15 protein-coding genes are annotated in these 12,747 nt (G+C 48.7%); all 15 read right to left on the reverse strand.

Annotation, left to right across the window (positions count from 1 at the left end):
- Positions 1 to 36 precede the first annotated feature (36 nt).
- Positions 37 to 1,689 (reverse strand): ABC transporter substrate-binding protein, encoded by a 1,653-nt coding sequence (locus tag Q0V21_RS16145; protein WP_024632913.1) that lies wholly within the window; start codon positions 1,687 to 1,689, stop codon positions 37 to 39.
- Positions 1,690 to 2,508: 819 nt separating this feature from the next.
- Positions 2,509 to 3,447, reverse strand: a complete 939-nt coding sequence (locus Q0V21_RS16150) for a glycoside hydrolase family 25 protein (protein WP_301879687.1) — start codon at positions 3,445 to 3,447, stop codon at positions 2,509 to 2,511.
- Positions 3,448 to 3,903: 456 nt separating this feature from the next.
- A complete protein-coding gene (locus Q0V21_RS16155) occupies positions 3,904 to 4,398 on the reverse strand; it encodes a phage holin family protein (protein WP_301879688.1) in 495 nt (164 codons plus the stop codon).
- Between the two features lie 81 nt (positions 4,399 to 4,479).
- Positions 4,480 to 4,593 carry a CD1375 family protein gene (locus tag Q0V21_RS16160; RefSeq protein WP_301879689.1) on the reverse strand — a complete coding sequence of 38 codons (114 nt, stop codon included), beginning with the start codon at positions 4,591 to 4,593 and terminating at the stop codon, positions 4,480 to 4,482.
- Positions 4,594 to 4,718: 125 nt separating this feature from the next.
- On the reverse strand, positions 4,719 to 5,006 hold the full coding sequence (locus Q0V21_RS16165; protein ID WP_367620531.1) for a phage tail terminator family protein: 288 nt from the start codon (positions 5,004 to 5,006) through the stop codon (positions 4,719 to 4,721).
- A 327-nt stretch (positions 5,007 to 5,333) separates the two neighbouring features.
- A complete protein-coding gene (locus tag Q0V21_RS16170) occupies positions 5,334 to 5,492 on the reverse strand; it encodes a hypothetical protein (protein ID WP_301879691.1) in 159 nt (52 codons plus the stop codon).
- Positions 5,493 to 5,893: 401 nt separating this feature from the next.
- Entirely contained in the window at positions 5,894 to 6,457 is a 564-nt protein-coding gene (locus Q0V21_RS16175) for a hypothetical protein (protein ID WP_301879692.1), read from the reverse strand.
- On the reverse strand, positions 6,457 to 7,098 hold the full coding sequence (locus tag Q0V21_RS16180; RefSeq protein ID WP_301879693.1) for a hypothetical protein: 642 nt from the start codon (positions 7,096 to 7,098) through the stop codon (positions 6,457 to 6,459). The genes Q0V21_RS16175 and Q0V21_RS16180 overlap by 1 nt, the downstream gene beginning before the upstream one ends.
- On the reverse strand, positions 7,099 to 8,340 hold the full coding sequence (locus tag Q0V21_RS16185) for a pyocin knob domain-containing protein (protein WP_301879694.1): 1,242 nt from the start codon (positions 8,338 to 8,340) through the stop codon (positions 7,099 to 7,101). It abuts the gene before it with no gap.
- Positions 8,340 to 8,930 (reverse strand): YmfQ family protein, encoded by a 591-nt coding sequence (locus Q0V21_RS16190; RefSeq protein WP_301879695.1) that lies wholly within the window; start codon positions 8,928 to 8,930, stop codon positions 8,340 to 8,342. The genes Q0V21_RS16185 and Q0V21_RS16190 overlap by 1 nt, the downstream gene beginning before the upstream one ends.
- A gap of 209 nt (positions 8,931 to 9,139) precedes the next feature.
- Positions 9,140 to 10,279 carry a baseplate J/gp47 family protein gene (locus Q0V21_RS16195; protein WP_301879696.1) on the reverse strand — a complete coding sequence of 380 codons (1,140 nt, stop codon included), beginning with the start codon at positions 10,277 to 10,279 and terminating at the stop codon, positions 9,140 to 9,142.
- Between the two features lie 4 nt (positions 10,280 to 10,283).
- On the reverse strand, positions 10,284 to 10,739 hold the full coding sequence (locus tag Q0V21_RS16200) for a DUF2634 domain-containing protein (protein WP_301879697.1): 456 nt from the start codon (positions 10,737 to 10,739) through the stop codon (positions 10,284 to 10,286).
- Positions 10,732 to 11,142, reverse strand: coding sequence for a hypothetical protein (locus Q0V21_RS16205; RefSeq protein WP_301879698.1), 411 nt, complete (start codon positions 11,140 to 11,142; stop codon positions 10,732 to 10,734). The genes Q0V21_RS16200 and Q0V21_RS16205 overlap by 8 nt, the downstream gene beginning before the upstream one ends.
- Complete coding sequence (locus tag Q0V21_RS16210) at positions 11,135 to 12,121, reverse strand: XkdQ/YqbQ family protein (protein WP_301879699.1); 987 nt, start codon at positions 12,119 to 12,121, stop codon at positions 11,135 to 11,137. Before Q0V21_RS16210 ends, Q0V21_RS16205 begins: the two co-directional genes overlap by 8 nt.
- The gene (locus Q0V21_RS16215; protein ID WP_301879802.1) at positions 12,118 to 12,747 is read right to left on the reverse strand and encodes a LysM peptidoglycan-binding domain-containing protein; all 630 of its coding nucleotides are present in this window, start codon (positions 12,745 to 12,747) and stop codon (positions 12,118 to 12,120) included. The genes Q0V21_RS16210 and Q0V21_RS16215 overlap by 4 nt, the downstream gene beginning before the upstream one ends.

A 12,747-nucleotide genomic window follows, 5' to 3' on the forward strand; every position in this document is an offset into this window, starting at 1 on the left:
GTTCTTATTTAATACTAATTGCGGCTCGTATATAAGTTATTCAAAGTAGGCATTGGCATAGGATTCCGTACCCAATGGGGACGGTACAAAATCTTTCAGGTTCGCTTTACCTGCCAAAATAGGTGTGGTGTGCACAAGTGGAATCCATGGTGCATCTTCCTTAATAATCACTTGCGCCTGCTTGTACAGATCCGCACGCTTGTCCTGATCCGTTTCTTTCTGCGCACTCGTCAGCAGCGTATGCAATTCTTCGTTGACGTAGAAGCTGCGGTTGTTGCCAGGGATTGCATCCTTATCCAGCAGCGTGTACAGGAAGTTATCCGGGTCCCCGTTATCACCGGTCCAGCCGAGCATGTAAATGTCGTCTTTCTCCCCGGCTTTGGCATCATCCAGATACGTTGCCCACTCTGGTGATTCAATGTTGACGGTCACTCCGATTTTCTCAAAATCGGCCTGGATCGCTTCGGCAACTTTCTTGCCGTCAGGCATATATGGCCGGGATACCGGCATGGCATAGAATGTTACCGGATCAGGCAATCCGTCAGGGTAGCCGGCTTCGGCAAGCAAAGCTTTTGCTTTTTCCAGATCGTAAGCATAGTCCTCGATACTGTCGTTATATCCCCACAGCGTTGGCGGCATCGGGTTCACCGCTGGCTGTGCTTGTCCCGCAAAGAAGGCATCAATAATGCCCTGTTTGTTTACCGCGTGGTTGAGGGCTTGTCTTACTTTCACGTTATCAAACGGTTTTTTCTTAAAGTTGAAGCCAATGTATGACACGTTAAATGGTGGACGTTCGATCTTTTGCAGCTCACTATTCCCCTCAAGGATGGACAGGTCGTCCGGGTTCAGGTCCTCCATGATATCAATCTCGCCGTTTTGCAGCGCATTGAAGCGAGCCGTGTTATCCGGAATGGAACGTACGATCACCTTGTTCAGCTTCGGCAGTCCCTCTTTCCAATAATTCGGATTCTTCTCCAGAGTGATGGAGTCGTTTCGCTTCCACTCTTTGAATACAAACGGGCCTGTGCCTACCGGCTCGCTCTTGAAATTTTCCTTTTTCTCCTGAATCGCGGTTGGGCTTGCAATGCCAAATGGCGTCATCGCAATGTTTTGCAGGAAAGGCGCTTGTGGCTGGTTCAGGGTGAACTCGACTGTTGTCTCGTCAATCGCTTTTACTTCCTTGATCACGCGTCCGTCTTCCGGACCAAACATGGAATCGTAATAATCGAAGGAATCCCCCTCGAATTTATATTCACTGGCCGGATCACTCCATCGGTTGAAGTTGAACACCACAGCCTCTGCGTTGAAGTCGGTACCATCGTGGAATTTCACGCCGGACTTCAGCTTGAAGTCATACTTGAGTCCATCCGCCGAAATCTCCCAGCTCTCAGCCAGTCCAGGAACAACCTCGGTTCCACCTTCTTTGTAGTCCAGCAATGAGTCGAATACCTGATGTCCAATCTTCAGCGACTCCCCATCTGTAACGATTGCCGGATCCAGCGCCACGGAATCTCCGCCGCGTCCCATAATCATCGTATCCTGTGCTGCCACTTCTGCCGGAGGCTCGCTACCTTCCGCTGGAGCAGGGGAATTACCCGTACCCTCGTTACTTGCGCTGGAGCAGCCCGATAGAATCAACACTGTGCTCATGGCCATGGCCATGACCCCGGATAACCACTTTTTTCTCATTTGCATACGTACAACACCCTTCCCTGTCTCATAATGTGTGTGATACTGGCGTGAAAAAACTCCAATGATTACAATGGTTCGGTTTGGTGCTTTGTATCATATGAAAGGCTTTAAATGCCTGTGATACCTGTGATGTAAATCTGGATAAGCTGAGGCACATATGTGAAATGTTAAACGGGATGTAACCGTACACATTTTGTTAGATTTTTCGGATGATGTGACGAGTTCTAAATACCTGTGGTTGTTGCGTAATAATTGAACTTAGGTCAATAAGCAACAGTAGAATGGTACCGACTTGGTAGAGGCTTAACAAGGCTGATTTTGAGAGAACGCTAGTGTTGTTTGGTATGGAGTTTGGCTTGGAATGTAACTTGGAGTTAGTTCGTCATGGCTAAAGTGTCATTGGCAAAGTCTAATGATAGCGATTAGCTGGAACAGAAAGTTGGTAAACAGGACATTTTAGTGGTTTCTCAAACAGGTTGGATTGGATAGTTTCAATACGTTGTGAAATTAATCTAGAGATGTTGGATTTTACAACAGGGAGACATTACAATAACTTTTCATGTTAAAGTCTTGTCATGATGAGGAGGATTGCGTAAATAAACAGTGGTGAAAATCGATTTCGTGTAACTTACTTTACATCACATTCATCAATTAGACAAGAGATTTACGGACATAAGTCTTCAACTTTATTATATATGTTAATATCATTTACATAAAACACAAAAAAGGAACACCTTTCGACAAAAAACGTCGTGTGTTCCTTGCTGTATTCCCTCTTTACAAACCGGGTCCAACTTATATTTAAGCTATGTCAGCTTATTTTTTGAATAAACCTCTGCGGTACATGACCGTGATAAAACGGTAAAAATCATAACTCGCCCCACTATCGATGCTAAACAATGGATTTTTGGTGTCATATGCCAGTGCTGCGTCCACCGCAGCTTTTGCCCAGACTGGAACTTCCATCTGCTGGCGCGCCTGCAGTTTATCGACCTGGGATTTGAGCGCATCAAACGCTGCTTTCTCTTCGGCTGTCATCGGTTCGCCCCCTTTCGGTGGTTCGGTTGGATTCGTGGGATTGGTCGGTTCGGATGGCTCTGGCGGCTTTGGTGTTGCTGTTGCATATCTCGCTCTCAATTCCGCTGCCGATCCTTGGAACTCGTTCATATCCACGTTGCCGCTGATTCCGTTCACATTGCCAGAGTCCGTATACTGCCAGAACATCCAACGTTTCCAGGCAGACTGGTCATCCGGTACACGCGTGTTGCTGTAACGTGCGATCCACAGATCGTATGAGCTGAGTGATGTATCAAAATTTCCGGCAAATGAATTGCCCGTGTATATGATCGGTTTTACACCTGTGAGACGCTGCAATTCCGTTAAAAAAGCCTTAGCAACCGTGTTGATTTGAGCTTTGCTCAGGTTACCCGGATTATTCTCGTAGTCCATGACAGGAGGTAATTGCAGCGCCTTGGCGCCTCCTACTTTGTTAAGTGTACTGGCGTAATGCGCAGCTTCAGCCTTGGCACCATCGGTGGATGTTGCACGGAAGAAGTGGTACGTTCCGACCAGCATGCCTGCCGCCAGTGCTCCAGTTACGTTTTTTTGGAAATTCGGGTCGATGTACGTCTGCCCTTCAGTCGCCTTGATGAACACAAATGTCATGCCGCTTGCCTTCACTTTGGCCCAATCGATCGTGCCCTGATAACGGGAGACGTCAATGCCCTGCGTATTGCCCGAGCTTCTGGTTTGCATGTTTCTCACACCCTTTATGCGGCAAATTGCCGTTTGTATATAGTTAATGCTTGGGGGGCAGGGGTTGCTTGTGTGCGTGTCCCTGATGTTGGGAAAAGCTGAATTTGGATTGCTATGGGTTATGTCGGTTTTGCTATTTGGGTAAGATCAGGTGCTACTTGGTCAGTCTGCTTCGTATTCTATGTCGTCTGTCGGGAGACTACTAGATATCCATTAACTCACTAAGGAAAAATACCGAGTCGGTACGTGACCGTTCCAGATACGGACCGTTCTTCCGATCGCTGTTGTCTCCAAATTTTCTTGATTCATTTTCTTAAAGGTTAGAAATTCGGAGACAAAGGCGACCGCTACCGCTTCTTCAGAATCGATTCTCCTTCACTACTTGTAGCTACGGATCGAACTTCGATTTGAATATTGCCCTTTCTCCTGCTATAAGGCAATTTGAATGATAAACACTTACTTTGTTTCATCTCTGGCCTGTTGATCAACTTCCTTACCATCTGACGGTACAAAAGATTCTCTGGAATCAGGAGTATAGTTGTCGGGAATCCCCCCATCTCCACCCTTACCCTTAAGCACTTCAATTGCCTGCCGAATTGCAGGCGGGATTGGTGCGCCCAATTTGCCCCCATTTTCAATGATGGACAATAACTCATTCGCGATATAAAAAAAGGCGACCGCATCCCTGAACAAATGTCCGTCTCCCAGAACACCGTCCACCAGATGAGCCACCGATACCATTGCAAAAATAAATACTTTTCGTGCGATGCCGAACATCCCGACATTGCTCTCCAGCTTGCCAGTCATCCCCGCCGCAGCGAAGCCGGTTAGGTAATCGAGGATGACGAATACGAGTAGTACGCCGAGCACGCCTGACCAACCTCCGAAGAAGTAGGTTGCTGAGCTGGTTATTAGGGCGAGGAGCCATTTCCATAGGGTTTCCTGTTCCATGGTTTCACCTCCTTATATTCAAAATAAAAAACCATACCTCTCCAAATGGATTAAAAAACGTTCCATTATCGTGCGTTCCTACTACTGACTGTCCCCTTCGCCAAGTGCCTCAGCCACTTTGTCACGGCTCTTTGATGGTACTTGCTCAAGGGAGATCATCCCCTTTCGAATCAACATCACATATACAGCCAACATCGTTTCACCACCCCTCATGAGTCCTGTACCACAGCGGATTAGCAGATCAGAAAACCTATCCCTTATCGATCCACCGTTACGTGGAACTCATATAGTTATTCTCTCGTAGCTTTAAGTGCGGTGGGTCACTGCTCCAGTTGTTGCATGGTAGGGGCGAACTCCGACACTTTAGTGGTTCGCATGGTATAGTACACCAGCAATCGCAGAGTATCGTTCTCCGTCTCCCAACGCAATTCCGTTGCGCGACAGGGCGTTCCCTCCATGTCGATGGTTTCCAATGCTTCAAACAGCTGGTCCGGTAGAATCACCGGGATATTGTCTGCTTCTAGCCAGCGAATTTCAAAGACGTGAGATTGCACAAAGCGATCGCTGCGTTCGCGGGTGAGTTGAGCGGAAAGCAGGCGGTAGGATATGCCCGGGGTGGAACCAGTGCCCGTTTGGGGGGGGGAGGATCGGGATGTTCGGGAAGTGCTGAGTTAGTGTTGTAGAGATAGAGTCGGTTAAGTGGTTTATGCTCATGGTTCACCTCCTTTGGGGTTGAATATTTTTACAAAAGGTATCGTTTCTATATGACACCGGACTGGCATCCGATTTTTCGTGTCCTATATATGAAGCCGCTGAGCTACCTGCTGCCAAAATACATTTACCTACTTGTCTCTAAATCAACTCCCCCTGAATTCAATATGAAAGCCCCTGACGGCTCTAGAGCATAAAAATAGCGCACCACTTAGGTACGCTATTTAAATCCCTTCAGTTTGTTCTAAAATGTAATCCTCGACTGCTTCCCGATAATCAGCATTGGTGATGTCATCCAACAAGTACACCTGACCCGTTTTTGGATAACGTCCTTTGTCCAAGATTTTTTCCGTTGCATTCCTTACAACCACTTGGTTAACCATTACAAAATCGCTCCTGTATTTTCATTAGCCATGAGCAAAATTTGGTCTTCCAATTCTTTTATGTTCTCTTCCACTGTCAGTTCGGTAAGAATCCTTTCCAGCACTGGCAGTTTTGTTTAAGGATCAATTTTCACAATTCGATAAATGTTAAGGCGTCTCATCATATTCAAGATCAATGTGTTCCAATTTCGTAATCTCGTTTCGTGTCGAGCCGTCACCTTGCCAAATTGAAGCTACAATTTCACCGTATTGATCATATATATAATTCTCATTCCTGTTTGCATTTGTATTTTCACTTCCTTTCCTGAATACCTTTATTCGGGTTTTAACAGACAACAGTATAAGCTTTCCCGGCTCACAACGTCACACCCTTTCCCCCTGATTCCCTCTATCTATTTAATTTACAGCGAAACAAGTGTTGTATTGAAATAATGCGAAGCATTTACAGGCCCAGCACTGGTGTTATCGCCCCAAAAAACGAGTTTCAAAGGTACGGTTACATCAAAGTTAACTGGAGCGGGATTTTGACCAAAAGACCAATTTATAGTATCTGTTGAAGTGAAAGATGAGTTGTTTGTCCTGTATTGACAAGTCGAAACCTTCGACTGCAAATCAATAACAAAGTACAGTATATTAATGACTTTTAGCCCTTGACCTGAAGCAGAGGAAGCATGAATGGGCCAAAAATTAACCCCATCATATAGCGAGAAAAAAGCATAAACGCTGTCGGTTGTCGTCGGTAGAGAAATATACGACACGGTTCCTGTATTTCTGGCCGTTCCCGTTATCAATTTCGTACCCGCCTCAAACGTTGCATATGTGTAGGCTAGGTAGCTCCTGTTGTTTGCGGCTAAGGTTACGCCTGTGGATGCATTTGGGCCGGGATTTAACAAACTATACTTGCCGCCGACTTGAGGCCCAGATAACTCTTGGTTATCCAATGAGAAAAAATCAAGTGTCGGCATTATGTCACCACCTCCATGACTATATGGGCATGAACAGCGCCAGAAGCTGAACACCAACCCTCGATAAATTCGTTTGACGAAATGATCATATCTGCAAACGGGATCAAAATTGTATCGTTTGCCGCTATAGTGTACTTGTTAATCAAATTGCAATTGTCGCCACTCCATCCAAAACGGATAGTTACTGTTTGTGCTGTGCCTGTTACGTTACAAAGTACAAGTGATTTCACTAATCGATTTGTACTCCCGAGGGCTGGAACCATCGTTGTTGGTGTTGAACTTGCTGGCATACTAATGCGGAACGAGTTAAGCCCCAATGTAAGTGGTGCTCCATCCCTTTCTTCTGCCGTTACCCTAGCGTTGACATAGGGGGCTGAGCACCACATACGAATGGTTTCGCCTGGAGAGATAACAACATCAGAGATAGGTATAACCAATGTTTGATTTGCTTTCATAGGCTTGGCGTAAATTAAATAATTAATAGGCGAGCTGTTAAGCGCCATGGTAACGGTGGTGTCCACCGAGTTGACATTGCATAGGATAATGGATTTTATAATACACGTCTTATCCGTTTTTCCTGTGTACATGGTTGTGCTTGCTGTTGTGGGGAGTCTATCCCCGTATATTTTAACTACCGCCATCTATAGCGCCCCCCATACTTTAGATTGTGTGTGCAACACCCAAGCACCCCACACTCCGCCCTGCTTAGTCCTCACCCAAAGAGTTGGAACGGAATTTTGTTTGGTAGCTCTTTGCAAAATATATAAGTCAGAATCAACAATGACCTCAACGTAAAACCCGCCAGTACCACCGCCCACTGGGGCATTCGGAACGCTTGGATTAACAAAATATTGCCCTGCGGTAATCAAGTCATTGAAGTTAATCGTAGAAAGAGTTGACTTCAATCGCCCGTTATCGCGTGTTAACTTGAACATTTGCCCTTGTTCGAAAATCGCCAAATCATCCCCCTCGGCGCTGTACGGCACATCTGCCGAACCTCCCGAGAACTTGATTCTACTGATTGCTTTAGTTGTGGTTGGTACAGGACCGGAAACAACAAGACGCAACTTAATACCGGAAACACCTGCTGGAATTGTTACAACCTTCCTTTTTCGATGCCAACCCGTATTCCCGTTTGCTACCAATGAAGCTATAGTCGTATTAGAAGCGGAGTTTAATACTTCTATATATAGATTTCCCTCATTCATTCCCCATGTATAGAATACAGCCTGTAACATGTAATCGCCTGGACTTACAATTATAGAATCAGAATCCAACATAGAGTATAAACCACTAGTTAGCGGGTAAGACATGCCGAAGTATTTTGATACCCTGCTGTCCACGCTTGTGGTAACCGCCCAAAGAGAAGGCCCTTCTGGGTAATTCCAATTTGACATCCCTAAATTAGCGGAAGAGTTCTTCACAAGGTTGGGCGAATAACTTTCAATTATAGGTTTAACAGCGACGTTAACAGCCGCCTGAGCATTCTCGTCAGCCTGGGGCAGTATCACTCCAAGTTCGTCTCTAGTAGGTACTTTATTCCATGGACCCCAACCAAAATAGTAGTTTCTTTGAAAAACCTCTAAGTTGCCAGGCTGGAAGGTGGTCAGGGTTTGCAACACTCCCGCATGAGGCTCTACAGTCAAGTGAAACGCATCTCCAGTTGGGGAATTAAGCAAGGTTTCTACAGTGACATTCGTTGGGCAATAATATTCCCCTTCTGTAATATAGCTATTAAGATCAGATCCCGCAGGTATAAGTATGGATTCACGTGTTGCAACGCCTGCGTCAATCTTTTCAAAAATCCTGTTAATACTCTCCCGGGTCACATTCTCGTTCCCTAAGGGAAGAGGTAATTTCAGTCGATCCGTTTCTTTTGGCATTACGCCCACACCTCCAGTTCATTCCACGTCAGGGACGCGGCGTCGAGTTTATCCCAGGTCATCTGTTTGTTGTCCAGATCGTCCCACACCAAATATCGATACTCATATTCCACGGCCATATGGGCCGGTTTTAGTTCATCAATCGCGCGTTTGAGATCATCAATATTGGGCGGGATGCCCATCGTGTCCACAAAGCTCACCGTAAAACTCCACGCTTCCGGCTGAAACGTGACATCCACCTTGCCTCCGGCATACGCCTCAGCGACATTCGCCACCAGTCTGCCCGAAAACTTTCCGGCACCGCGCAGTTTCGATTCCACCACAGCACGCCGCTGCTCCACAGGTTTGAGACGATCCGTCTCAATGCCAAGCTCCTGTTCCCAAAAATCCAGGCCCCACGTCGCGGTGCGGACAAAAAACTGATCCAACGTCTCATCCAGCGCCTGATACAAGAGATCCATCTCGGTTCCTTTGGACTGCATATCAGCCTGCATCACACGTGAAGTCTCATAATAGCTCGGCAAATACGAGAACAGCTCCCGACCTTTCTCACTCGTCAGTCCAACATGTACAGCAGAAGGTGCACTCATGACCCGCATCCTCCTTTCCTTTCACATCAACGTAAACAGTTTCGCTCAAATGCTGCGTTCCCGAGCGGCGTACCGCACGACTCAAGCACACTTCTTGCCCGCAGTTTTCTTCACTTCCACATGAGTCGGGAATAGCACAGCTGGAACATCTCCCTTGTCCCACACTGCCTCTGCACCCACACCCGCACTTCGTATCCTCCACTACACCTCTACTCATGCACATCCACCGTCCCCAGCACGGCCACCTGACTCGCGGTCATCTCGATATTCTGGTCGCTCACACCGTTCACGGTAAGCTCCGAATAATCGATAATCGGCGGAATATCAAGCAGGATCGCGGCAATACGAGTGTAACGAACGAGTGGATCGGCAAAAGCCAACTGTTTCAGATATGCGGTCACCCCACCCTCAATCAATGCCCTCACGTCTGCCAGCGTCGCATCGCTTGCCAGGGTCAGCTTCACCTGAATGTTCATCGGGACTTCCTCTGCGGGCATCACGGTCACCACCGGGCCAGCTGGTGCAACGCCTTCACCCTGTCCATCCTGCGTTGGGTCCACGTATTTCTGCACAGCCGCCACCAGATCGCTGCCCGCGGCACGTTTGTCCGTATCCAGCAAATACAATCCCACCGTGCCCGGCCCTTGCCATAACGTAATAACCCGCGTTGCACCAACACCTGGTACCTCACTGGCCCATTGCACATATTGCGATTTGTTGCCGCTGGTTCCTTGGTTACGGACTTTGGCATAAAAGCGTTCCAACAACGCCGTATCTGCCTCAATATCTGCACCGCCTTTAATCACCTCAACATTCGTGACAGAAGTCACGCCACTTACAGGTGTAGACAGCACATTTACTGTGCCCGTAGGCACATTGCTCTCTTTTCCGGCAACAAGCGCCCGCACGCCAACACTACCCAGACCATCTTCTCCCAACTCCACACGACCAACGGTTTCATATTCGAGTGAAGCTTCACCGGAGATTTCATCTGCCAAAGTCGCCACAACCGTGCCCGCAGGCACCACTTTCCCCGGCGCACCAGCAAATTTAACCGAACCTTGTGCCGCTACCGCAGCCCGCCGGGTAATGCCATGCTCTCCCGCCCGCAGATCCAGCTCCTCCGAACGAAAATTCGGATCACTGCTCGCCGCAGTACTCGCAAACCCGCGTCGCAGTAATTCCTGCGCCCACAAAGCCGCCTCAGACAGCATAAACGCCACCGGAGCCTCCGCATCCCACAGAAAAGAACCTTCCGACTTGTCCAGATCCGCGGGCAAACGATCCAGCATACGCTGCATAATCTGTTCCTCCGTCTGGTCCTCCAAATAACGCGGAATCTCAGCCATCCCGTCAGATCACCTCACTTTCCAAAATAAACATCTCTTCCTGCACACTCGCCACCCGACACGAGAACATGCATTGCTCCCGATTCCAATCGAACGAGAACTGGTCTACCGAATCTGTGCGTGGATCAGCCAGCAGCGTCTCCGTAACCATCCGGGTAATCTCACTTTCCATAACCCCCCGGCTGTCACCCTGACCAACCAATTCATCCAGCTCCGATCCATAGTTCCGGGAATAAATCACATGCCTGTACCGCGGCGTCTTCACCGCCTTGATGCACCATTGCACCCAGGCTTCATGCGCACCTGCCGCAGCGACTTTGCCACTTGGGGTCAGCACAAAATCCCCCGCATCGTAATCGAATCGCCAGCTCCGTCCAAATCGTACCGCTTCCGAAGCCGCCCCCGACAGATCTTCCTCATCTCCCCATACCACACCCGTTTCCGGGAACAAACTAGGCATTCGCACTCACCACCTTACACAGCACCACAATGTCGTTACCGCCATTCACCCGCATCGCCAGCACACGGTCTCCAGCCTTCAATCCTTTACCGAGAGACCACACCGCTTCTTCCACTTCCCCTTTTTGCAAAAGAAACCGTCCCGTGCCCGTCGTTCCGCCGTTTGCCACGTCAGGTATACCGGAGATCGCGCCAGCAGCCTCGCGCTCCGGTAACCCAAGCGTGCCCGGCAGCTCGGCCACGAGATAGTCCTGCACTTCGTGCTTGAAGTCATCCAGTTTCACGCCGGACGAAGTCATCGTACCCAGTACCGCGCCCATGCCACTCACGGCTTGACGGGTATGCGTACTCATCGCACCGCGCATGACCTCGGCAAAATGTCCGTACGGATCATCTTTATTCAAGGTAATACCTCCTTTTCACCATCTCTGCCGTCCCCAGCTCCAGCGTCATCGTTCCAGGCCCGGCAGACAGATCGCGGCTAACCGACATGACGATCAGCTTCAGTCCTTTTACTAACACCGCGTCTCCGGCGCGAATCGTATTCACATCCGGTGCAGATATCGTAAAGGTTTCCTGAATACCCGTCAGACGGCTTTTCGCCAGCTTCTTGGCGGCCGTCGCTGTTTTGACCTGATCGTCCTCGATCAGCTTTTGCAGCGTGCCCAACTCGGCTACACCATCCTGCTCAATCGCGAGCACTTTGGAAGGAACCTCTTTGCCGCTACTGGACTCCGAGGCTGCCATCACTTTAACTTTCGTAACGGCGCCTTCGAGCGTACGCATCTGGGTCAGATCAATCAGTCGATCCAACTCGTGCACTTTCGCATTGCTGCCCACTTTGAACAGTTGCAACCCGCCGGGCGTCATCCGCGGATGATACATATCCCCGCCAGACTTCACCGTTTCCTTCAGATCGGCAAACATCATCGAAAAAATTGTCTGCGACCGATACACCGCTTTGCTCAGCTTCGTTTTGGTATCCGGCAGCGCGGCGTATGGAATTTTCCATTCCTTGGCGTACGTTTTGAGACGTTGTGTGGCAGTCTGGTCTTTGGGCAGCAGGAACTCGTCCTCTGATTTTTCCAGATAAATCATCCGGTCGTAGACGGTCAGGGACAGTCGCTTGGTGCCGCTGTTCGAGCTTTCCACTTCCCAGATGACCGCAGGGTGCAGCAAGTGAACCATTGATTTTTCGCCAAAAGGAATCCCGCTGATCCGCACCGGCAGACCCGGTGATATCGCAGGCAGACCCGAAGACGCAGACACCGCCAGCCGGATGTTGGCCTGATAAGCAATCTGGTCGAGCGAGTCCTTCAGCGTAATCGTCTCCACCAGCTTGGTGATGTCATATTTGTCGTCGACAATGACTTTGTAGGTCATGGCATCACCAGCTTTTGTCCTGGCTTGATCCTGTTTGGATCACTGCCGATGGTCTTCACATTGAGCTTGTAGATCTCGTTCCATTTGGAACTGCTGCCCAGCTCAAGCTTTGCTATTTTGGACAGGGAATCGCCGGATTTCACGGTGTAGGTCTTGCTGCTCGTTTTCAGATCAGTACGAGAACCCGACTTGCTCGCAGATGTTGCACCGCCAACCTTCTCCACTTTGGAATCCCGCCAGGTGCGCATCGTAATATCAAAGTAAATATCCCCACTCTCACCACCCCGAAAGTTCGTATTGTGAGAGATCAGATACACGGGCACGTTCACCCCCGTGTTGGTAATGATGAAGCGCAGCGGCTTTTTCGATACCAGAAACGTATTCAGCATATTCATCGCTACCCGCGGATCAGGCAAAGGCTCGTACATGCAATAGGACGCATCGTAGTCTTTGGGAAAAAAAGAAGAGAAGGTGATCTCCTTCACCTTCTCCCCCTGCGCAAAATCAAACTCGCCATACTCCAGCATATTAATCGTTTCGTACCCTTTGGATCGGGAAATCGTCAGTTCCTCCGGTTTCACCGGAAATTGAAACTTCGTTTTCCCATCGATCAGGGTAAATTCCAT

Origin of the sequence: Paenibacillus sp. 11B, from assembly GCF_030487755.1 — a bacterium.
Classification (GTDB): domain Bacteria; phylum Bacillota; class Bacilli; order Paenibacillales; family Paenibacillaceae; genus Paenibacillus; species Paenibacillus vandeheii.

Excerpts from the sequence above, each read along its gene's own strand:
- Q0V21_RS16145 (WP_024632913.1), bottom strand. The coding sequence starts at position 1,689 with ATGAGAAAAAAGTGGTTATCCGGGGTCATGGCCATGGCCATGAGCACA.
- Q0V21_RS16150 (WP_301879687.1), bottom strand. The coding sequence starts at position 3,447 with ATGCAAACCAGAAGCTCGGGCAATACGCAGGGCATTGACGTCTCCCGT.
- Q0V21_RS16155 (WP_301879688.1), bottom strand. The coding sequence starts at position 4,398 with ATGGAACAGGAAACCCTATGGAAATGGCTCCTCGCCCTAATAACCAGC.
- Q0V21_RS16160 (WP_301879689.1), bottom strand. The coding sequence starts at position 4,593 with ATGTTGGCTGTATATGTGATGTTGATTCGAAAGGGGATGATCTCCCTT.
- Q0V21_RS16170 (WP_301879691.1), bottom strand. The coding sequence starts at position 5,492 with ATGGTTAACCAAGTGGTTGTAAGGAATGCAACGGAAAAAATCTTGGAC.
- Q0V21_RS16175 (WP_301879692.1), bottom strand. The coding sequence starts at position 6,457 with ATGCCGACACTTGATTTTTTCTCATTGGATAACCAAGAGTTATCTGGG.
- Q0V21_RS16180 (WP_301879693.1), bottom strand. The coding sequence starts at position 7,098 with ATGGCGGTAGTTAAAATATACGGGGATAGACTCCCCACAACAGCAAGC.
- Q0V21_RS16185 (WP_301879694.1), bottom strand. The coding sequence starts at position 8,340 with ATGCCAAAAGAAACGGATCGACTGAAATTACCTCTTCCCTTAGGGAAC.
- Q0V21_RS16190 (WP_301879695.1), bottom strand. The coding sequence starts at position 8,930 with ATGAGTGCACCTTCTGCTGTACATGTTGGACTGACGAGTGAGAAAGGT.
- Q0V21_RS16195 (WP_301879696.1), bottom strand. The coding sequence starts at position 10,279 with ATGGCTGAGATTCCGCGTTATTTGGAGGACCAGACGGAGGAACAGATT.
- Q0V21_RS16200 (WP_301879697.1), bottom strand. The coding sequence starts at position 10,739 with ATGCCTAGTTTGTTCCCGGAAACGGGTGTGGTATGGGGAGATGAGGAA.
- Q0V21_RS16210 (WP_301879699.1), bottom strand. The coding sequence starts at position 12,121 with ATGACCTACAAAGTCATTGTCGACGACAAATATGACATCACCAAGCTG.
- Q0V21_RS16215 (WP_301879802.1), bottom strand. The coding sequence starts at position 12,747 with ATGGAATTTACCCTGATCGATGGGAAAACGAAGTTTCAATTTCCGGTG.